The 20,199-nt window shown below is 60.1% G+C and carries 14 protein-coding genes; 10 read left to right on the forward strand and 4 right to left on the reverse strand.

The features are described from left to right. Positions 1-73: 73 nt before the first annotated feature. The 3 genes from PPA02S_RS10525 (at position 74) to PPA02S_RS10535 (ending at position 7,478) form a co-directional block, all read left to right on the forward strand. A complete protein-coding gene (locus tag PPA02S_RS10525; protein ID WP_217997273.1) occupies positions 74-3,682 on the forward strand; it encodes an RHS repeat domain-containing protein in 3,609 nt (1,202 codons plus the stop codon). Positions 3,683-3,882: 200 nt separating this feature from the next. Further along, complete coding sequence (locus tag PPA02S_RS10530; RefSeq protein ID WP_028634806.1) at positions 3,883-6,387, forward strand: fimbria/pilus outer membrane usher protein; 2,505 nt, start codon at positions 3,883-3,885, stop codon at positions 6,385-6,387. After that, entirely contained in the window at positions 6,387-7,478 is a 1,092-nt protein-coding gene (locus tag PPA02S_RS10535) for a fimbrial protein (protein ID WP_080667890.1), read from the forward strand. Before PPA02S_RS10530 ends, PPA02S_RS10535 begins: the two co-directional genes overlap by 1 nt. Here PPA02S_RS10535 and PPA02S_RS23020 read toward each other — a convergent pair. From PPA02S_RS23020 to vasI, 4 genes are read right to left on the reverse strand one after another with little or no spacing between them, the layout of a single operon-like run. After that, positions 7,469-7,678 (reverse strand): hypothetical protein, encoded by a 210-nt coding sequence (locus PPA02S_RS23020; protein ID WP_155273713.1) that lies wholly within the window; start codon positions 7,676-7,678, stop codon positions 7,469-7,471. The two genes, PPA02S_RS10535 and PPA02S_RS23020, sit on opposite strands and share 10 nt — an antisense overlap. 11 nt (positions 7,679-7,689) lie before the next feature. Continuing rightward, positions 7,690-11,298 carry a type VI secretion system membrane subunit TssM gene (gene tssM / locus PPA02S_RS10540; protein WP_028634804.1) on the reverse strand — a complete coding sequence of 1,203 codons (3,609 nt, stop codon included), beginning with the start codon at positions 11,296-11,298 and terminating at the stop codon, positions 7,690-7,692. Next, positions 11,295-12,761, reverse strand: coding sequence for a type VI secretion system protein TssA (gene tssA, locus PPA02S_RS10545; RefSeq protein WP_028634803.1), 1,467 nt, complete (start codon positions 12,759-12,761; stop codon positions 11,295-11,297). Before tssA ends, tssM begins: the two co-directional genes overlap by 4 nt. Continuing rightward, positions 12,749-13,381 carry a type VI secretion system-associated protein VasI gene (gene vasI, locus PPA02S_RS10550; protein WP_080667889.1) on the reverse strand — a complete coding sequence of 211 codons (633 nt, stop codon included), beginning with the start codon at positions 13,379-13,381 and terminating at the stop codon, positions 12,749-12,751. Before vasI ends, tssA begins: the two co-directional genes overlap by 13 nt. Before the next feature lie 275 nt (positions 13,382-13,656). Here vasI and tssB point away from each other — a divergent pair, with 275 nt between their 5' ends. From tssB to tssJ, 7 genes are read left to right on the forward strand one after another with little or no spacing between them, the layout of a single operon-like run. Continuing rightward, positions 13,657-14,160: a type VI secretion system contractile sheath small subunit gene (gene tssB / locus PPA02S_RS10555; RefSeq protein ID WP_028634801.1), complete on the forward strand. Its 504-nt coding sequence runs from the start codon at positions 13,657-13,659 to the stop codon at positions 14,158-14,160. 17 nt (positions 14,161-14,177) lie between these two features. Beyond that, complete coding sequence (gene tssC / locus PPA02S_RS10560; protein WP_028634800.1) at positions 14,178-15,668, forward strand: type VI secretion system contractile sheath large subunit; 1,491 nt, start codon at positions 14,178-14,180, stop codon at positions 15,666-15,668. Next, positions 15,665-16,075 (forward strand): type VI secretion system baseplate subunit TssE, encoded by a 411-nt coding sequence (gene tssE / locus PPA02S_RS10565; RefSeq protein ID WP_028634799.1) that lies wholly within the window; start codon positions 15,665-15,667, stop codon positions 16,073-16,075. The genes tssC and tssE overlap by 4 nt, the downstream gene beginning before the upstream one ends. A 3-nt stretch (positions 16,076-16,078) precedes the next feature. Beyond that, positions 16,079-17,845 carry a type VI secretion system baseplate subunit TssF gene (gene tssF / locus PPA02S_RS10570; RefSeq protein WP_028634798.1) on the forward strand — a complete coding sequence of 589 codons (1,767 nt, stop codon included), beginning with the start codon at positions 16,079-16,081 and terminating at the stop codon, positions 17,843-17,845. After that, entirely contained in the window at positions 17,809-18,825 is a 1,017-nt protein-coding gene (tssG, locus tag PPA02S_RS10575; protein WP_028634797.1) for a type VI secretion system baseplate subunit TssG, read from the forward strand. Before tssF ends, tssG begins: the two co-directional genes overlap by 37 nt. Beyond that, positions 18,822-19,379, forward strand: coding sequence for an FHA domain-containing protein (locus PPA02S_RS10580; RefSeq protein ID WP_028634796.1), 558 nt, complete (start codon positions 18,822-18,824; stop codon positions 19,377-19,379). The genes tssG and PPA02S_RS10580 overlap by 4 nt, the downstream gene beginning before the upstream one ends. Continuing rightward, positions 19,376-20,170, forward strand: coding sequence for a type VI secretion system lipoprotein TssJ (gene tssJ / locus PPA02S_RS10585; RefSeq protein ID WP_028634795.1), 795 nt, complete (start codon positions 19,376-19,378; stop codon positions 20,168-20,170). Before PPA02S_RS10580 ends, tssJ begins: the two co-directional genes overlap by 4 nt. Positions 20,171-20,199 lie beyond the last annotated feature (29 nt).

Here is a 20,199-nt window from a genome sequence, read left to right on the forward strand (position 1 = left end):
CGAGCCGAGCGACGAACCGGATGCGCCCACGCCGTGGAACTGCCCGCCCGACCCTTATGGGTTCTCGCGGCATTTGCGAGCCCTGACAGTTCATCCAGCCACAACGACAGGGGTCGAGCAAACAGCCAAAACCCTGCGTACTCGCTATCGTTATGCCACACTCGCCGTTGTGGCTAATAGCGCTGCACCGCCTGGGCTACGCGCCACGCAAGAAGAACTCGTCCAGGTAGACGACGACGAGCAGGAAATCTCCCTGCAGGTTGCGACAACCTGCTATTTGCATACGCCGGACAACCCCTTCCTGCACGGGCGTGTCGACAAACAGACCACCACGCTGAAACACGAAGACGACACGCCAGACATCACGACGGAAATTCGCTACTTCCATTCACGCATCAAGGATGCCAACGGCGCGGAAAGCCTCATCCAGACCCGGCAGACATTCAAAGGCCATGACCGGCTGGAGAAGACACTGCACAACTCGGTTTCCCGGTACACCGGATACGATATGCGACGTGAGGACCTGAACGGCGTCCACATTCATTACGCATATGATGCGATGGGCCGACTCGTCAGCGAAACCGTGGCGCCCGACACCGACGACGAGGCCACGCGTCAGTACCGCTATACCCTGCCTAGCAACCCAGGAGAACGACCCAGCCAGAGCGTTACCGATGTTCAGCAAGTGGTAACCCGCACCTGGTTCGACGGCTACAACCGCACGTTGAGCGAAGAGCGGCAAGTGCAAAGCGACGATGGCAAAACGCGGAACTGGCACTGTGTCTATGACTGCCAGTACGACAGCCTTGGCCGCCTGCAATCAGAAACGCGGCACGATGTATTGCAAGGTACAGACAAGCGCTCGATGACCACTGCATTCGGTTACGACGCCTGGGGCGACACCAGCCATACCACAGGCCCCGATGGCGTTACCCATCGCCGTGCACGCTCGCCGTTCGGTAAAGACGGCGACATCATCCGCACCTGGCAAGAGCGCCCCACAGAGCCCGAAAAACAGCGGGTGCTGATGATCAGCGAGTTCAACAGGCAGGGTAAACCTGTGCGGGAAACGCGCGAAGACCTCGCTGGCAAGCAGGTCGGCGCGAATGATTACAGCTATGACGGCCTCGGACGCTGCGTGAAGCAGGTACAGACCTTACGCGATCCGTTGAACGAGGCCCGTGCGCTCGATCGCACCCAGCGTTTCGTTTACGACGTCTGGGGCCGAATGGTCGAACGCGAACGCCCCAACCGCTCAGTGCTCAAGCGCACCTTCGCCGCTCACACCAGCGCCGAACTCACCACCCATCTGACACTGCGCGCAAGCGCCACGGCACCTGAACAGACCGTTATCAAGCGCGAGTACGACGGGCTCGACCGACTGGCTAAGACCACGGTCGGAACCATGGTCGATGTCTACCGCTACCAGGGCGATCAGATCAAGGTTCACCGTCATGAGCGCGGCAGCGGCCGTTCATCGACCTTTGGCTACCGCCTCACGCTCAATGAACAGCCTGTGAGCATCGCGGTCAACGAAGAGTCGGAACCTAGCTTGAAGTACGCCTTCACGCGCAAGGATTCGTCCATCACCAGCGCCGCGAACCCAGCCGGAGAACGCCTCTACGACTACACCGATCAGGGATTACTGCGCCAGGAGCAATGGAAAGCCACCGACACGGCCAACAGCTATAGCATCGACTATCGCCATTCCTTGCAAGGATTGCCGCTGGGTCAAAGTAGCAGTGACGGCGAAAACACCGTTCATGAGTACGATGAACTGGGGCGTCTGAAGAAAACCACCGATGGCAACCTGGTTGCCGAATTCGACTATGACGAGGATGGTCGGCCAAGCAGAACTCTGACGACAGATGCCCTCAGCGGGCGCACGGTCACCGCTGAACAGACCTATGACGATCTGGGGCGTTACCTTGAACGCACGGTAGCGCTGGATGATGGCTCCACGCACACCCTGAAACTGACCTGGCGCGACGACGACCAGTTGCACGAGCGGTCACATTACTGCGATGGCGCGCAATTGTTGAAGGAAACCTTCAGCTATGATGATCTCGACCGCCTGACGAGGATCGATTACCAGGGTACCCAGCTGCCACGCAACCGCGCCAACCGTGCAATCGTCATGGAGATGTACCGTTTCAACGACCTGGACCACCTGACCCAGTGTCAGACCCGCTTCGCTGATGGGGCAGTGGATATGGCGGTGTTTACCCCGAAAACCGATGGCAGTTTCCAGTTGCAGTCGGTGACGCATACGCTGCAGCCCGATTACCCGGCCAGCCAAACCTTCCGCTACGACGAAGACGGTAACATGCTCAATGACAGCCGGGGCAACCAGCTCAGCTATGACGAGCGCGGTCGCCTGCAGGAAGTCCGCAGCCCAGACAACAGCGTGTCGTTGGCAACCTACCGCTATGACGGGCACGACCATCTGATCGGCGTACGTGACCAGTCCGGTATCGAAGAACATCGCCGCTACCAGGGCTATCGGCTGAGCCGTACCCGGCGCGAGCAAATCGTGACGCGCTACCTTCATGGCGGTGAACACCCGCTGGGCATGCAGCGCCCAGGTGTGAGCGACGAAGTCAGGCTGCTGCTCAGTGACACCAGCGGCAGCGTCATCGGTGAATACGCTGCCGATGGCGTACATACCGCGCATTACAGTGGCTACGGTGAGCGTCCGGACGCCGATGAACTGCAATGCCCCTTCGCGTTCAATGGCGAAGTTCGCGAGCCGGGCCTGGACTGCTACATGCTGGGTAAGGGCTACCGGGTGTACGAACCGGAACTCAAATGTTTCCGCAGCCGGGACTCGCTGGCACCTGAAGACGCCGGTATCAACCCGTACATGTACGTCCTGGGCAACCCGGTCAACTGGCAAGACCCCACCGGGCATCTCAGCCAGCGAGGACCAGAGCTGCGACGCGATCCACGACCGCCTTACACCGGGCAGCCTGAGCCAGAGAAAAAGAAAGTCGGGTTCATGGATTTCCTGCTGCCGGTCATCTTCGGCGCCGTTCTCATCATCGCGACGGCAGCGGCGGTGTTCACCGGCGGGCTGAGCCTCGCCATCGCGGCGAAGGCCGCGGTCGGGTTAGCGGGGGTCGGCATGATGATTGGATCTGTGATAGTCGAAGAAGGGCCGGCGAAGGACGCCCTCACCACGATTGGCTTCATACTCGCGACCGCTGGTATCGGTGCGATGATCCAATCTGCGGCGGCGGGCTTCAAAGGCAGCGCTGCGGGCAAGGCCGTGGGCACTCAAACATCGACAGGCCCCAGTCTCGGTTCCCGTAGCGGCAGTGCTCAGAGCAGAGGCAGTGTTCAAACCACTCCAATGTCGCCACCGGGGGGTGGGAGCACCATTCCCGTACCTCCACCAATGCCTAGCACTTCGCAGGTAGTTCGTAGTAATAGTGCTACTCCACCCGCTGTTCCATCGCCGGATTACTCGCCGCTTACTACGCCTCGCAACAGTGTAGTACCCGGTCCTTCACAAAGCACTCCGGCAATGACTGCAACCCCGCCGTCGCCCCCTGTGGCTAGAGCAGCTGACCCATCCATGATCGCCGATCCGGCCGTTTCCGAAATGTTTCAATTGAGACCCATCAATCTCGTGTGGAAGACCGGAGGCAAGGAGAACGGGGCCATAGGAACGCCTGTTTAATACTGATCGCACCTGACGCATGCGAGGGCTTCATCACTGAAGCCCTCGTTTCGCAAGCAGATCCGCTATTCGAAATTCCAGCCCGCATCCAGAAATCCCCTACATTCCCGCTCGACTCCCATCTCTATCGTTCGCGCTCAGTTCCGTTACCCCAGAGGCCCTCCCCCTGGTGACGTCCCGTGCTTCGATAGGACTCCGCGATGCTCCTGCGCTCGATACGAAGGTTCACTCCTCCCTGCCCATTCGCCCCGTTACTGGCGTTAGCCGGTGGTAGCCTGCTGCTATCAGCCCCACGTCCCGCGTTCGCGAATCAGCCAGACCTGCATTTCAACTCGAGCTTCATGCGCCAGGCGCCCGATCAACCCACCGACGCGGGCGCTACCGCGCTGCAGGCGTTGGCGGCAGAAGCGCCATTGAGCCCCGGCCACTACCGCGTCGAGGTCAGCGTCAACCATGACTACCTGGGCCAACGCTCGGTGGAACTCGTCAAGTCTGCCGAAGGCAAGGGCTTGCAAGCGTGCCTGAGCGCCGCGCTGCTGCGCGAAGTGGGGTTGCGCGAAGAGGGCCTGGCCGCTGCACTGCCTGACGAGCAGTGCATCAACCTGGACAGCCTGGTAGCGGATGCCAGAACCGATTTCGACAGCAGAACACTGCGCCTGATGCTCTCCATCCCACAGATAGCCCTGCGCCGCGACATCGTCGGCAGCGTACCACCCGAGCAGTGGAGCTCGGGCATTTCGGCCGCCTTCCTGAACTACCAGGCGTCCATGCAAACCCGCAATCAGCGCGGTGCAAGCAGCACCAATCATGACTTGCTGGTTCATAGCGGGCTGAACATCGGTGCGTGGAGGGTTCGCAGTAGCCAGGCGCTGCGGGACACCGGCGACGGCAAAAGCCGCTGGACGCACAGCAACACCTATGCCCAGCGTGACCTGCCGGACAACCGGGGTAATATCACCCTTGGCGAGACGCTCAGCAACGGCGAGGTGTTCCGCAGCCAGCCGTTCAAAGGCGTGCAGTTAGCTTCCGACATGGGCATGCTGCCCGACACCTTGCAAAGCTATGCACCGGTGATCCGCGGCGTGGCGCAGACCCGTGCCAAGCTGGAAATCTTGCAGAACGGCTACCCGGTGTACTCCACCTACGTCGCAGCCGGCCCCTACGCCATCGATGACCTCAGCATCGGCACCGGCAGTGGCGAACTGGAGGTGGTGCTGACCGAAGCCGACGGCCAGGTCAGGCGGTTCATCCAGCCCTATTCCAGCATGGCCAACCTGCTACGCCCGGGCATCTGGCGCTACAGTGCGACCTTAGGCCGTTATAACGGCGCCGGTCGCCATGACGACCCTCTGCTTTGGCAAAGCACCCTGGCCCGCGGCGGCGCTTGGGACTCCACGCTCTACGGCGGGTTACAGGGCGGCGACTACTACAAGGCCGGCACGTTGGGCGTGAGTAAAGACTTGGGCAAACTCGGTGCCCTCTCGCTGGATGCTACCCATGCCCGTACCGACCTGGGCGGCTCGTTGGGAGAGGTTCAGGGGCAAAGTTTTTCGGCGCGCTATGGCAAGATTTTCCAAACCGGCACCAACCTGCGCTTCGCCGGCTACCGCTATTCGACCGAAGGCTACCGCGACTACGATGAAGCCGTACGCGAACGGGCTGCCGACAGCCGCTACCTGGGTAACCGGCGCAGCCGCGTTGAGGCCTCGGCACAGCAAAGTATCGGCGCTGGCAGTTCGCTCAGCCTCACAGTGTCCCAGGATGACTACTGGCGCAATAATTTGCGGCGGCGGCAGTACCAACTCCAGTTCAATACCCAATGGCGCAAGGTCAACTACAATTTCTTCGCCTCCCAGGCACTGAGCGCACAGGGCAAGGAAGACCGGCTGATCGGCCTGAGCATCACGCTACCGTTGGATTTCGCGCACATGGGGCACGCCTCCTTCGATGTGCAATCGGCGGGTGGCAAACAGCGCCAACGCGCCAGCCTCAACGCCAGCGCACTGGACAACCAGCTGCACTACGCGATTTCCGCCGACCGCGATGCCCGTAATAACAGCAGTGGCGCGCTATCGATGGGTTATCAGAACGCCTACGCCAGTTATGGCGCGGGCTATACCCAAGGCGGCAACTTCCGCTCGCTGTCCGCCAATATCAGCGGCAGCCTGCTCTTGCATGAAGACGGCCTCACGTTCGGCAACTACCTGGGCGAAACCAATGCATTGGTGCACGTTCCGGGTGTCAGCAATATCGGTACCCGCAACGCCCCGAATGCCACCACCGACAGCCGCGGTTACATGCTGGTACCGCACCTTCGGCCCTACCGCAAGAACGCGCTGCTGCTCGACACCGACGGCGTTGGGCCCGAAGTGGAAATCGACCAGGGCAGCGCCAATCTGGTGCCGCGTCGCGGCGCTATCGTCAAGGCAGCGTTTGCAGCACGGCGGGTCGCCCGCGTTATTCTCACGCTGCAGCACCCCGAAGGTCGGCCACTGCCGTTCGGCGCCCAGGTGAGCAATGCCGAAGGCCAGCCCCTGGCCGTGGTCGGCCAGGCAGGGCAAGCACTGCTGGCCATCGATGAAACCCCTCAGCAATTACAGGTGCGCTGGGGTGAGCAGGCACAGCATACCTGCCAGCTCACCATCGACCCCACCAACATCCCCTCCAATCACGGCTACCGCACGCACAGTGCACAGTGCTTGTGATGGATGCCCTGATCCAAGGATTCAGCCCAATGAAACGCTCAACGCCCCTGTGCGCCCTGGTATTAGCCTCAGCCTTCTCGGCCAATGCACTGGCAGAATGCTTCTGGGAAGACAGTAAATCCGGACACATGGAGTTCAACCTGCGTCTAGGCACCTACTGGATCCCCCGCGACGCACCGGTCGGCACCGTGATCGGTACACTGAACCAAGCCAGTAACCTGCGCAACGAGATGGGTATCAACCTGGTCTGCGACTACCAAGGCATCCCCCTGACCGTGCAATTGCAGGCAACTACGCCGATCGTATCCGACCCGGTCCCGCCGGTAGGTGGTGAAGACCTCACCGGTCGTATCCTGCAAACAGGCGTTGATGGCGTTGGCATTCACATACGCCTGCAAGAACCCTACATGAATGGGATTTCGCCCAACTTCTGGAGGCCCGTGACATGGGATTCGATCCCCTATCAAGGTCGGGCAGAGCATAGCACCGCGCCGACGGGTATCTATGCCAGAAGGCTGAAAGCTCAAATAACACTGATCAAAACCGGCCCCATTGCGGCAGGTCCCCAAGCGTTCAATGGCAAGCAGCTGTTCAGCGGCATATTCAGTGACGTTGGCAATGTGCTGAGCTATAACTTGCATGGCACCGTCATGCAGGCACAATGCACACTCACCGGCAATCCTGTCAGCGCCGACCCGGTGCTGCTGGGCGATCACGATCTGAGCAGCTTTACCGGGCCGGACTACACCACCCCGCCGACCCCGTTCTCCATTACCCTCAACGATTGCGTGACCGACAGCGGCTCTGGCGTGCAGGCTTACCTGAACTTCGACGGCGTTAAAGGCTCCACGATCATCGACAAGGACCGTGGCCTGTTCAGCCTGACCAGCTCATCGACCGCGCAGGGTATCGGCATACAGTTGCTGCATCACGACGGCAGTGCGGTGAAACTCCAGCAGGACGTACCCGTGGCCCCTATTGCTACCGGTCAAACCCGGCTGGACTTCCAAGCCCGCTATTACCAGACTCAAGCCACTGTAAAAGCAGGGAGTGCCGAAGGGGCGTTGAGCTTCACCGTAAGCTATCGCTGAATCAGCAGCTGCAGCCCATGCTTTTCGCGGGCAACGGAAAACGCGATGTGAAAAATTACTTGTCCCATTGAAGTCATTGGATTTTTTAGCCAGCCCCGCTTTCCAGGTCTATCTTTAAGCAGGGTATGCATACTTGACTCCAATGGCTCAATCGCCTGCGTACGGTAATTCAACGCCTGGACACGCTCTTGCGTTTGCATGAATTGCCTACTTATAAGCCGGCTTGCGTAGTGGCCCCCAGCTTGGGCGACTTCTGCAACAACCCTCGTGGCAACCGGAAATTTTTGAACGGTTCTTGCGTGATTGGGTTGAAGGCCTTCTGCGCGTTGAGCCTGTAACGCATCACGCCATCGCCGGTTCTGAAGCTCAGGTCTACGCTGGTTGCCGTACGCCCGTTGAGCGCACCACGGCTGAGCAAACGGAACATCGACCACGGCCCTCGGTACTCCAAACTGCTGCTATTGCCGTTCTGCCTGAGCAAGGTCAGGTTGCTGCGCACCTGCTGCCCCAAAGTATTGGGCCAGACGATACCAGTGATCTGGCTCGGGCCATGGGTATAGGAGATCAGTTGGCCATCCAGGTCCAGCAAGCTTGTGCGCTGGTTGGCGCTCAACCCCAGGGGCTCGATGCTGAACAGCACACTCAGGTTGCCGCGCTGATCGAAGAAGGTCTCACGGATGCGGTCTGCCCGCTCCAGCTGTTCGATCACATCGCTGCGGATCAGTGATTGCCCCTGCTGGCCGGCCTGCAGGGCTTCGAGGTTATCCTTCAGGAAGACCTTCAGGTACTGATCGTTGAACTGCTGCAGCCGCCCCTTCGGCCCGAAGAAGGCCTCGAAGTCGTCCAGCGAAGCATCAGGCGCCCGAACCACGAAAGGGTAGCGCCCTGCCAGGCGCTGCTGGAAGAAGCTGTATACCTCGGCATCCCAGCGCCGCTCCAGCTCGCGCAGGGCTTCAACATTCAGCACTTGTGCCGTTTGATCCGCCACTTTCCGGACTTGGTGGTTGATTGGCTCTGGCAAGCCGGTGGCGACTCGCTGCAAGGTGCCAATTGGATCCTGCCCCGTCATCGAGAAACGTTGATGCACAGCGCGCAGTGCAGCTTTGCCTCTGTCCGGGCTGTCCTGCACCGCCTTGGCGTAATCATGAAGGGCCGCAATGGCGCCAAGGGTTTCATCGTAGTAGCTCGGCTTCTCGCCCGCTGCCTGCAACATGGCGCTCAGCCCGGTAAAAGCCCGCTGAATAGCCCAGGCCTGATGTTGCTCGGCGTTGCTGCTTTTCGGTTGCAGCGCTGCGGTCTCTTTGGGGGGCTCGACGTTTGCAGGTGTAGAAAGTGAAGTGTTATCTCTTACCGTATCCAGCAACCGATGCAGGGGGGCCGCGGGCCCGGTGAACTGCTGCAGGATCGCAACCCCATGATCCAGATCGCGGAAGTCAGCCACTGAAATGGCGTTCAAGGCGCGCCGCCAGCTGTCAACGTAGTCCGCGCTGTACAAGTTGCGCAGCCGCTCGCTCAACGCCTCCCGATCAGCGTCCGAATAATCAAGCTGACCGCGTTCACCCAATGCCCATTGGTCGATCATTGCCATGTCGGCAAACCGCTGACTGCGCGGTTCGAAGTACTCCTTGAAGCCTTTGGCGGTGAGCAGCGGTGCCAGCAGGACATCATCGCCCTTTCTGGCACTGCCAGATAACTGATACACCACATCAAAGGCTGGACCCACTTGATGACGCAGGTCCAGGCCGGTATGCAACTGCTCCCCGGCCTGCTGTTTCAGGCTCGCATACACTCGCTCTGGCAGCGGTACCCTGCGCAGGGCCTGCTGTACCTCGGCAATACGCTGGCTGAACTGCGCAAGGTCGGTGTCGGCATAGGCCAACGCGTACTTCAGGTGCCGCATCAGGTCCCGTTGCAGTTGGCCCTGACCGGGGAACTTCTGTTGCCACTGGCGGGCCATCCAGTCTTCGACCCACTCGGTTCGTCGGTTCTGGCGGTCCTCCAGCATGCGGTAAACCCTGAGTGCAGCCATTTGCTGCTCACTGCCTGGGGGCGCCGCGTTCATGACATCGACCACGCCGCTGGCCAGGGCCGGCAAGAAGCGTTTGGAGAGCAAGCTCAGGTAGGCCTCATCGACCGTAGGCCCGATAGCTCGCCCCTGATACAGACCTAGATCCGCAACACCCGGCCACGCAGCGCGATAGTCGCCAAACACCGACACGGCATCTCGGATCTGGTCCAGCGGCGCCAGCAGGTTGCGCCCGGTCGGATCCAACCGCTGATCCACTTCGTAATGACTGTATTCCCTGCTCTTGGCGAGCACATTGGCGGCTTTGGCACCATTGATATCGAAGTAACGCTGCCAGCTGGCAATAGCCACACAGACTGCCAAAACCCCTACACCTGAGCCTACCCAGAGCAACTGACGCTTGGTGCGCGCCACCCTTATGTTGTCGCCGGCAAGCCCGGCCTCCTGATAGATGACCCGTTTGAATGCGTGCTGGATGAAATAGGCCAGCGCCTTGCCTTGCGCCTTGCCCTCGAGCAACGGCAGCTTCGTCTTGTAAGGCTGTGCCGCTTCACGCACGAACGCATTGAGCATGTCACCCTGCTGCACGACCGAAGACCAGTACACGCCACGCACCAAGGCAGGCGTGGTGAAGCGGTCGCTTGCCAGCGCTTCTTTCAGAAAACCCAGCAGTATGGGGCGCAACCCCATTAGCTGCGCATGTAATGTGAAGAGACGCGTTCGCGATGGCGCCTCACCTATCGTATCGAGACGATCAACTACCTGCTCAAACGTCTGCCTGAGCAATAGGTCGTAGTGATCGCCGTACTCTTCCAGCCAGGCGTCGAACGTTCCCACCGCATCCAGCTTGAAGGTGAAGCCCAGCATCTTTTCCCGCGAGCCAGCAGGAAGCCCGGCATAAAACTGGTCAAAACCATCCAGCAGATCGAACTTGGTCAACACTACATACAGCGGCAGGCGGGAGCCCAACTGACTGCTCAGCTCGTACAGCCGCGCACGCAAAACATGCGCGAGTGCAACACGCTGCTCAGGTGTGCCGTGCAGCAGCGCAGGGAGGTCGACAGCCAGCAGCACGCCGTTGAGTGCTCTTTGGCTGCGGTTGCGCACCAACCAACCCAGCAAGTGTTGCCACAACCTGGCTGCAGCATCGGGAGGAACGTCATTGGCATCGGCTTGCTCGGGTGGCGAAACTGGCCGCGATGCTTGACTGATGAAGGCGCCCGGTGGATCGATGATCAATGCCTCGTTGCTGACCCACCAACCGAGCGGGTAGGCGAGCGCTTGCGCTTGTCGGCCCCGTGCCTGCGCCTTGTCGATGTGCGTCAGCGAGAAATTCTGTTCGGTACGGTCGATGAAGCTGGTCTTGCCGGCGTGCTGGTCGCCCAATACCAAGTACCAGGGCAATCGGTACAAGGCGCGTCGCCCACCCGCATTGTGCAGAAATCGCGAAAGCCCTTGGTTCAATGCCTTCTCTTGCGCCTGAACGAACGGCAACGTGCGGTCCAGCTCGGCGGCCACCGCCTGATTGCGTTCTGCCTGCAGGCGGTGATTACGCTTGCGCAACACAACCAGCCAGCACAGCAGGGGCACCAACACGAGTACCAGACTGGCCAGCCCTCGATGGGCCATGCTGGCCAACGGTTGCTGCTCGCGCCACGTCCATTGCGGACCGAGCCACCAGATGGCAACCAGCATCAGTACAGCACCCAGTACGAGTAGCACCGGCATGGCCAGGCTGATACGGGTCACCCAGGGCAAGGCCCAGCGTTTGATGTACTTCCATAGTGGGTTCATCGTGACTCCCGTTCCTTGTTCCGATCAGCCTGTATTAGCGGTGCCGCATACCGCTGGAGGCGTTGAAACACCTCCGGCTCCCAGGCGCTGGCGGCGGTTTCCTGCATCGTTATGGCTACACCTGCACATAGGTCCCGGGCCAGCCACGACACGCCCCGAGCGGCCAACAGGTCAGCGGCAATGACGGTGGTATGGCAATGCTCACGGGGGGTGTGGAGCTCCGCCTGCATCCCCTGTAGCCTGAGCAAGACCGGCTCCACGCCACCCGCTTCCAACTGGCTGACCAGTTCCTCACGCAGGCTGACAAACTCATGGGTGGCTGCCCCCAGATCCGATGCGCTTTGTGTGCCCTTGAGCCACGCCAGGCATTGGTCATCGACAAACACCCGGCCGTCGCTGAAGCACAACTGCTGCAGTGCCGGCAAGCGCTGCACGAACCGTGCGGTCGCAGCACGAATGGCTTCAGCCACCTCGCTCATGGCCAACCGCGTGGCGGCGGTGGCCGCGAGGAAACTGCCGCGTATCCAGTAGGGGCAAGCCGTCACACTCTTTTCGATCCGCAATAGCAAAGCCGCGTCAATGGCGGTCCCCGCAATGGCCTCTTCATAATCACCGGCAATATCCTGAGGTACGGCCATCAGCTCGGTGCGGTTACCTTGCTTGGTTTGAGGTGCCGCCTGGATATGAGCCCACAAGCCGAACCGACGTAACAGGTAGCCGGCAGGATCATAGGGATCCTGATGGTTGATCAGCTCGGCCATAGTGAGCATCGCCCTTCGGGACTCACGCTCGCTGCCCAGCGACACACGCGGCATTGGCGTGGCGATGAAATCGGCCATTGGTGCAGATTTGATACCGCTTGCAGGGGCCTTGGCCGTTGTTGAGTCACTCGCGCCGTTAGCCAGCTCTATGTGTTTGCCAAGCAGCTGCTTCAGTTCGCCCAGAACGGCTTCATCCAGCTGCGCGGCCGCTTGCTGCTGTTGCAAACGTTCCAAAGCGTCCTGTGCCACCGCCGCATGAGCGGGGCTGTATGTGAAGTGGTCCAGCTGTGGCAGCGCTTCGATGAGACGATTGAGTATCAGGGCAACCAACTTGCGTTTACCCAAGAAACCCTTAGGGCCCGGTTTGGGGTACGAACCTTCCCAATACTGCTCGATCAAACCGGCGAGCATTGCCAAGGTAAAAACCCACCGTTCCCAACATCGGCTGCGCAGCCAGGCGGCACTGAGATGCGCGGCGATGCGCAAATGTTTGCACTGCGAACCTAGGTACTGGCAGGACGCTTCTTCGATGTAAACCCAGTCGATGGAAGCCTCCTGCAGCCCACCCAGCTTGATCATCTCCTGGTCAATGGCCTGGTAGGTTTCGTCCTCCACATCGAACAAACCAGCAGGGCTCTGAGCGTCGATGGGGGCAAGTAACCGGGCAATTTCCTGTGCGGTGACCTCTGTTACCAACGACATGCTTTGCGCGCCTCATCGATGAGTGGGTCGAGCCCCTTAGCGTCGAAAACCAGGCCGTCAACGGCTGGGTTGTCACTTTCGACGTGAATGCGCTTAGCCCCGATCAATTGCTTGATCTGCTCGATGCCCGGCAGCCCTCGCCCGGCATCGAGCACCTGACCGTTCTCTCTCACCTGCCAGGGCGTAGGGACAGTTGAGCCATGTTCCCCTAGCAATTGCACGGTCACCCGGCCGGTATCGATGGGGTGCGCGGTGATCAGTTGGAGCCTGGAGATGTTCTGCACACAACTGATCACCAAGTAGGGCGCCGGTGTGACCACGGTGTCGGCAGGCGCCGAAATCATGACCTCGTCATCCCCACGACTGAGACGGAACATGAGGTCCCCGGGTGCGCGCTCGAGCGCCTGAGTCACTACGCGACTCACAGTGGGCGCATCTTGCTCTTGCGCTGACCACTGTCGACTCATCGTGTGCGCCGGCGTGCCCGCAGCCTGGTCAAAACATGCCAAGCGCTCGATGTCAGACACGATTCGTGGACAGTCCCGCGGCTCGACTGCCAAGGCGGGCGCCCAGCAAAACAGTAATAAAAGCCAAACGCCATTTGGATAGCGAGGAATCATTCCATCTCAACTCTGTTATTCAACAGCACACCGGTACTGGCAACCAGCCGGCCACTCCACAACAGCGAAACAAGGCTAGTACACGAAGACGGATACTTACAAGAAATTATTTTGTTACATATTCAAACTCGACGCTAGGCAAATATTAAGCGCATGGTTTTTTAGCAACACGACGCTCAAGCATCGGATGCTTCAGCCATTCATGTTTAATATTAAACGCCAACTTGTAGGACGCATCCTACATATAGGCCTCGCACCAGCAAGGATATATAGCCATGCGCAAATCATCCGGTTCTGTCGCACCCAAAGAACGCATCAACATCAAGTATGTACCCGCCACTGGCGATGAACACGCCGAAATAGAGCTGCCGCACAAGATGTTGGTGCTGGGTGATTTCGGTCTGGATGACACCCGCGCTTTGGAAGACCGCTCAGTCATGCGCATCGATAAACACACCTTCAACAACGTGTTGAACGATGCCGCTGTCAGCCTGGCCATGTCCGTGCCCTCCGAGCTCAGCACAGCCCCGGATGCGGAGCTGGCGGTCGCCCTGCAGTTCACGTCCATCGACGACTTTGGACCCGATAGCATCGCCCGCCAGGTTCCGGAGCTGAATAAGTTGCTGAAGCTACGCGAAGCGTTGGTGGCCCTCAAAGGCCCGCTGGGCAACGTGCCGGCGTTTCGCAAGCAACTGCAGCACCTGCTGAGCAACGAGCAAGCGCGCAAACAACTCGCCGAAGAACTGGACCTGGTGCTTGAGGCGCCTAAACAAGACTGAGACAACGGAGCGTCCCCATGCCAAAGCAAAACAGCACGACCCTCACGGCTGAAACAACAACCGAGACATTGAGCAACGCCACCTTGCTCGACCAGATCATGGCAGAAACCAGATTGGTGCCCTCTCAAGAGGGCTATCAAGTCGCTCGCCAGGGTGTATCGGCCTTTATTGCCGACATCCTGAAAACTCATGACCCTGATCAATTAATCAATAAGCACCGCGTTGATCAGATGATTGCAGAGCTGGATCGGGTACTCGGCAAACAGATGGACGCCATCCTGCACCAGCCCGCGTTCCAGCAGCTCGAGTCGGCTTGGCGCAGCCTCAAACTTCTGGTCGACCGCACAGACTTTCGCGAGAACATCAAACTTGAGGTTTTGCATGTCAGCAAGGACGACTTGCTCGACGACTTCGAGCATGCGGCCGACATTACCTGCAGTGGCATTTATAAACATGTCTACACCGCAGGGTATGGCCAATTTGGTGGTGAACCGGTTGCCGCGATGGTCGGCAACTACAGCTTCGGCCCCTCTTCACCCGATATCAAGCTATTAAGTTACATGGCCTCGGTCGGCGCCATGTCACATACCCCTTTTCTTGCCGCACCCTCCCCTGAATTCTTCAACCTCAGCAGCTTTGAAGAGTTGCCCAACCTGAAGGAGATCAAGGACATCTTCGCCGGCCCACGGCACGCCAAGTGGCGCGCGTTCCGTGAAAGTGAGGATTCGCGCTATGCGGCGCTTGCCGGGCCGCGCTTCATGCTCCGCTCTGCCTATCATCCGCAAGAAAACCCCGTGCAGAGCTATCACTACGCCGAGGACATCGCCGGCCGACACGAAAACTACCTGTGGGGCAACTCCGCCTTCCTGCTGGCCAGTTGCATCAACGACAGCTTTGCCCGCTACCGCTGGTGCCCGAACATCATCGGCCCACAGTCGGGTGGCGCCGTCGAGGACCTGCCGGTACACCTGTACGAGTCCCTGGGTCAGTTGCAGGCCAAGATTCCGACCGAAGTCCTGATCTCCGACCGCAAGGAGTTCGAGCTGGCCGAAGAGGGCTTCATCGCCCTGACCATGCGCAAGGACAGCGACAACGCCGCGTTCTTCTCAGCCAACTCGGTACAAAAACCCAAACACTTCCCCAAGACCCCCGAAGGCCTGCAAGCGCAGACCAACTACAAGCTCGGCACCCAGCTGCCTTACCTGTTCATCGTCAACCGGCTGGCCCACTACATCAAGGTGCTGCAGCGCGAACAGATCGGTAGCTGGAAGGAGCGCAAGGACCTTGAATCCGAACTGAACAAATGGATCAGGCAGTACGTTGCCGACCAGGAAAACCCGTCAGCCGATGTGCGCAGCCGCCGTCCGTTGCGTGCTGCGCGGGTGGAGGTTTCGGACATTGCCGGTGACCCGGGCTGGTACCAGGTTTCGCTCGCCGTGCGCCCGCATTTCAAATACATGGGCGCGAACTTCGAGATCTCCCTGGTCGGACGGCTCGACACGCAATGAGTGGTCTTTTCAGTCGTTTGAAGGTGGATCAGTCAGTTAGCCGCGAACCCTCCCTGCAGGAGAGCGCTTCCCAGAAGTTCGCCGCCATCAAGTGCCACCTCGAAACGTTACTCAACGCTCGCCAGGGTTGCTCCAAAAGCAGCCCTGAACTGGGCCTGCGTGACTTCAACGGGCACGACGTCAGCAGTGGCGACCTTCTGCAGCAAGTGCGCGCGGACATCCGCCGCACCCTTCAGCGCTTTGAGCCGCGCGTGCACGTGCGAACGCTCAACGCCATGCCCGATTGTCATGCCCCGCTGGAGCTGCATTTCAGGCTGGACTGCCTGGTACAGGTCAACAACCACACGGAGCAGCTGCAACTGGAGCTGCTGGTCAACGGCCATAACCGCCACACCCGCGTGAGGTGACCCATGACACTCAAAGACCGATTCAGCGAAGAGTTGCGTTACCTGCATGAACTGGGGAACGACTTCGCCCAAGACAACCCACAACTTGCCCGGCTGCTTGGCAAGGGTGGCAGCGACCCGGATGTCGAACGCCTGATGGAAGCCTTTGCATTTCTCACGGCCAAGCTGCGGCTCAAGCTGGAGGACGACCTGCCGGAGCTGACGCACCCCATGCTGCAGCTGCTGTGGCCCAATTACCTGCGGCCTTTGCCAAGTGCCACGATCATTCAGTTTACGCCGCGCAAGCAGGCGCTCAGCCAGTCGCACCGTATCCCCAGCGGCTCACGGCTCTTTTCCAGACCCGTGGACGGAGTGCCCTGCGAATTTCGAACCTGCACAGCGGTGGACATCCACCCGTTCGAGATCGATGCGGTAGGTGCGACCCAGACACTCGACAGTTCGGCGGTTTGGCTCGGTTTGCGAACATTGGTCGAGCGGCCATTGAATACCCTGGGCTGCGCCAGTCTCGACTTCCATCTGGGCGGAGACACCCTTACAGCCCGCACGCTGTATCTGTGGCTGTCCCAGTACCTTGATCAGGTCAGCGTGACTATCAATGGCGAGGTTCGCAGGCTGCCGTCCAGCAGCGTCGTCTTCCCGGGTTTCAGCCCGGACCAAGCGTTGCTGCCTTACCCCCAGAACGTCTTCGACGGCTACCGGATTCTGCAGGAGTATTTTGTATTTCCCGAGCGTTTCCACTTCTTCAGCGTAACCGGGCTGGAAAAGGCCTGGCCCGATCAAACGGCTGAGAGCGTCGGCCTCGAATTTCACTTCACCCGCCAGTTACCGGATTCGCTGCGTGTCGGCAGCGCCGACTTCAGCCTGTTCTGCACCCCTGCGGTGAACCTGTTCAGCCACAGCGCCGAACCCATCGACCTCTCCAGCCGGCCCGCCCAGGTCGAGCTTACGCCCCGAGGTAAGCAGCCGCACGCCTATGAAATCTTCAGTGTCGACCAGGTCATCAGCACCCGCACGACCACTGATGGCAGTACCGGTGAACACCTTCGCACGTTCCGCCCTTTTGAGTCATTCGCCCATGAGATCGAGCATGTGCAAGGTCGCACCGCCCTGTACTACCGGTACAGTATCGAAGACTCATTGCGGGGCGATGGCGTCATGCACCGCATCGCATTCGTACGTGCCGACGCCAATGCCTACATCGGCGAGCTGGAAACAGCGTCCATCGACCTGACCTGTACCAACCGCGACCTGCCGCTGGCGTTAACCGTCGATGACATCAATGTGACTTCCGAGGTCACACCACCCTTGGCCACCTATACCAACCTGCGTCCTCCCACCCGCCCCTACCGGCCGGTACTGGACGGCCAGTTGCAGTGGGCCCTGATCTCCAACATGTCGCTCAATTACCTGTCGCTGCTATCGGCCGAACCGCTGAAAGCGGTCATCAATGCCTATGACTTTGCCGCCCTGCATGACATCCAGCAAACCCGCACCACCCGTAAACGCCTCGATGGCATTCGGGATATTCAAACCGAGCCTTTGGATTGGTTGATCAAGGGCCAACCCATTCGCGGGTTGCGTACACGGCTGGAGCTGGATCAAGGCGCATTCCTCTGCGAAGGCGACCTGTACCTGTTCGGTTGCGTACTGGCGCACTTCTTTGCCCTGTACGCCAGCATCAACGCCTTCCACCAACTGGAAGTGATCAACACCACCAACAACGAGCGCTACACATGGCCCATCCAGACCGGCAAACAACCGCTGTTCTAGCCGACCAGCTGCTCGCCGAGGCACACCAGTACAACTTCTTCCAGTTGCTGGAGCGCCTGCACGGCTTGCACGGGGATGACCTGGAACCACGCTGGCCTGCCCCGGCCACACGGCTGCGCGTACGGCTTGCCAGCGACCCGCGCCTGACCTTTCCCGTGTCCGACGTCTACAAGGCCGAACGCATGCCTGAAACAGAAGACCGCTATCGCGTGTGCACCACATTCATGGGGCTGCACGGCACAGACTCGCCCTTGCCCACCTATTACCTGGAAGAAGTGTCGTACGAGCATGCCCATGGCATCGGTGTGCGGCCGGCCTTCTTTGACTTTTTCAATCACTACCTGCTCAGCCTGTTGCACCGCATCTGGCGCAAGTACCGCTATTACATCCGCTTCCAGCCGGGCGCGACCGACGGCTTCTCGCAGTACCTCTTTGCCCTGCTCGGCCTGAATGACAAACAACTGCGCGGCGACACCCCGCTGCCCTGGAGCCGCCTGCTCAGCTTCGCCGGGGTAATTGCCAGCCGCAGCCGAGCGCCGGGTACCGTTGCCGGCATCATCGCCCACTGTTTCGACTTGCAGCAGGTGCACATCCGCGAGTTCGAGACCCGCTTGGTTCCCACCACGGCCAGACAGCTGGTGAGCCTGGGCCGCCGCAATGGCCAGTTGGGCAGCTCCTTCATGGTCGGCAGCCGCACGCGAACCCGCAGCAGCAAGTTCACCATCGTGATCAGCGAACTCGACCAGGAGCAGTTGCGGGACCTGTTGCCCAGCGGCATCAACTTCAATCGCTTGCGTGCACTGATCGATTTCCTGTTGCGTGACGGGCTGGCCTACGACCTGGAGCTGCGCCTAAAGCAGAACGCGCTGTCGCCCTTCTGCCTGCACCGTAGCCGAGGCGCCTACCTGGGCTGGACCAGCTTTGTCGATGACCGTCACGGCCAGATCAGCCCTGTCGTGCGGTTCCGGGGGCGCTCATGAGCACATTGACCTTGAGCATCACCAACCTTGATCAGTTGCAACACAACGTCACTGCCCGACATCAGTTTGACCGCACGGGCGGCACTCTCGGCAGCGCAGGGGCCACCTGGCGGATCAACGATCGTGAGCAGACCATTGCACCGATCCATTGCGAGATTCGCTGGATCGAGGGCAGCTTCTGCGTGATTGACCGTTGCCACCGTACCTACCTGAATGACAGCCACGACAGCTTGGGAGCGCTCGCCCCCCGGCGGCTGCTGGAAGGTGACCAACTGCGCGTTGGCGCCTATCGCCTGCAAGTTCAATTTACACGGGCCGATGCACGCTCGGTGGAGGACCTGTTCAGGCCTGAACAGCACACCCTTGATCACTGGCTACTGGAGGCTCCAGCCAACCCTTGGCAACCCACTTCAGGCGCCAAGCACGTTGTCGCAGACATCTGCACAGCCTTCGCGCCAGGTATCGGCAACGATCCCTTGGCAGCACTGGACACCGCGACAGGGGCAGCCCAAGAGAGCCCTCTGGAACACCTGATTGCAGGAGAACGCCCATGACCCGTCATTCATTCGTGGCCGGCCTGCTGATTGCGCTACTCGGGCTTCCCGGTTGCACCTCCCTGAGCAAAATCGGCCAAGTGGTGATGGATCCCTCGGTACCCGTCGGCGCACCCAGGGAACACCCTACCCAAGTCGCGTTCAGCATCAATGCCAGCCCGACGCTCAATGGCAATCCGAACAGCCTTGAGATGGCGCCCGAGGGGGAGCCCGTCATCGAGCCAAGCCCCTATGGCGTTAGCCTGAGCGCAGGTGACCCCTACGTGCTGACCGAAAAGGTCGGGGCTTTGTTCGAGTACCTTCAGGAGCACTTCCCGGCAATCTCGCCCGTCGACATGCCAGTGGAGGAAGGCGAGGAGCCGGCGCGCTCCCCCTTGGAAGAAAGTGCCCCCGGCAGCTACGACGATCCGACTGTAGTCCTGACCTTGCCGCCCACCACTACCGTGACGGCAGAGCCAATCGCTACCTCCATGGCCATCAAAATCCTGCAACTGCGCGACGATTCGCTGCTGCGCAACAGTGTGTATGAGCTGTTGGACAAGGACCCGGCCAAAGCGCTGCGAAGCACCTACATCCGCGATGACGACTACCTGCTGCGGCCCGGCCAGTTCAAGTTCATCCCCTTTGCGCCTATCGAGCCGGACACCCGCTTCGTTGCGGTGATTGCCGACTACCGCAACCAGGAAAACGCCACCTGGAGCCAAGTGCTGCGCATCCCCCCTCGCGGCCACCAGATCATCTTGTCGGTGTTGCTCAACGACAAGCAGGTTCTGCTCAAGGAGGAAGACTGATGGCGCCTGTAACGCTGGCCTTCCCCCTC

Origin of the sequence: Pseudomonas parafulva NBRC 16636 = DSM 17004, from assembly GCF_000730645.1 — a bacterium.
Taxonomy (GTDB): Bacteria; Pseudomonadota; Gammaproteobacteria; order Pseudomonadales; family Pseudomonadaceae; genus Aquipseudomonas; species Aquipseudomonas parafulva.

Excerpts from the sequence above, each read along its gene's own strand:
- tssC (WP_028634800.1), top strand. The coding sequence starts at position 14,178 with ATGCCAAAGCAAAACAGCACGACCCTCACGGCTGAAACAACAACCGAG.
- PPA02S_RS10580 (WP_028634796.1), top strand. The coding sequence starts at position 18,822 with ATGAGCACATTGACCTTGAGCATCACCAACCTTGATCAGTTGCAACAC.
- tssB (WP_028634801.1), top strand. The coding sequence starts at position 13,657 with ATGCGCAAATCATCCGGTTCTGTCGCACCCAAAGAACGCATCAACATC.
- tssF (WP_028634798.1), top strand. The coding sequence starts at position 16,079 with ATGACACTCAAAGACCGATTCAGCGAAGAGTTGCGTTACCTGCATGAA.
- tssE (WP_028634799.1), top strand. The coding sequence starts at position 15,665 with ATGAGTGGTCTTTTCAGTCGTTTGAAGGTGGATCAGTCAGTTAGCCGC.
- tssM (WP_028634804.1), bottom strand. The coding sequence starts at position 11,298 with ATGAACCCACTATGGAAGTACATCAAACGCTGGGCCTTGCCCTGGGTG.
- tssA (WP_028634803.1), bottom strand. The coding sequence starts at position 12,761 with ATGTCGTTGGTAACAGAGGTCACCGCACAGGAAATTGCCCGGTTACTT.
- tssG (WP_028634797.1), top strand. The coding sequence starts at position 17,809 with ATGGCCCATCCAGACCGGCAAACAACCGCTGTTCTAGCCGACCAGCTG.
- PPA02S_RS10530 (WP_028634806.1), top strand. The coding sequence starts at position 3,883 with ATGCTCCTGCGCTCGATACGAAGGTTCACTCCTCCCTGCCCATTCGCC.
- vasI (WP_080667889.1), bottom strand. The coding sequence starts at position 13,381 with ATGATTCCTCGCTATCCAAATGGCGTTTGGCTTTTATTACTGTTTTGC.
- PPA02S_RS23020 (WP_155273713.1), bottom strand. The coding sequence starts at position 7,678 with ATGCAAACGCAAGAGCGTGTCCAGGCGTTGAATTACCGTACGCAGGCG.
- PPA02S_RS10535 (WP_080667890.1), top strand. The coding sequence starts at position 6,387 with ATGGATGCCCTGATCCAAGGATTCAGCCCAATGAAACGCTCAACGCCC.
- tssJ (WP_028634795.1), top strand. The coding sequence starts at position 19,376 with ATGACCCGTCATTCATTCGTGGCCGGCCTGCTGATTGCGCTACTCGGG.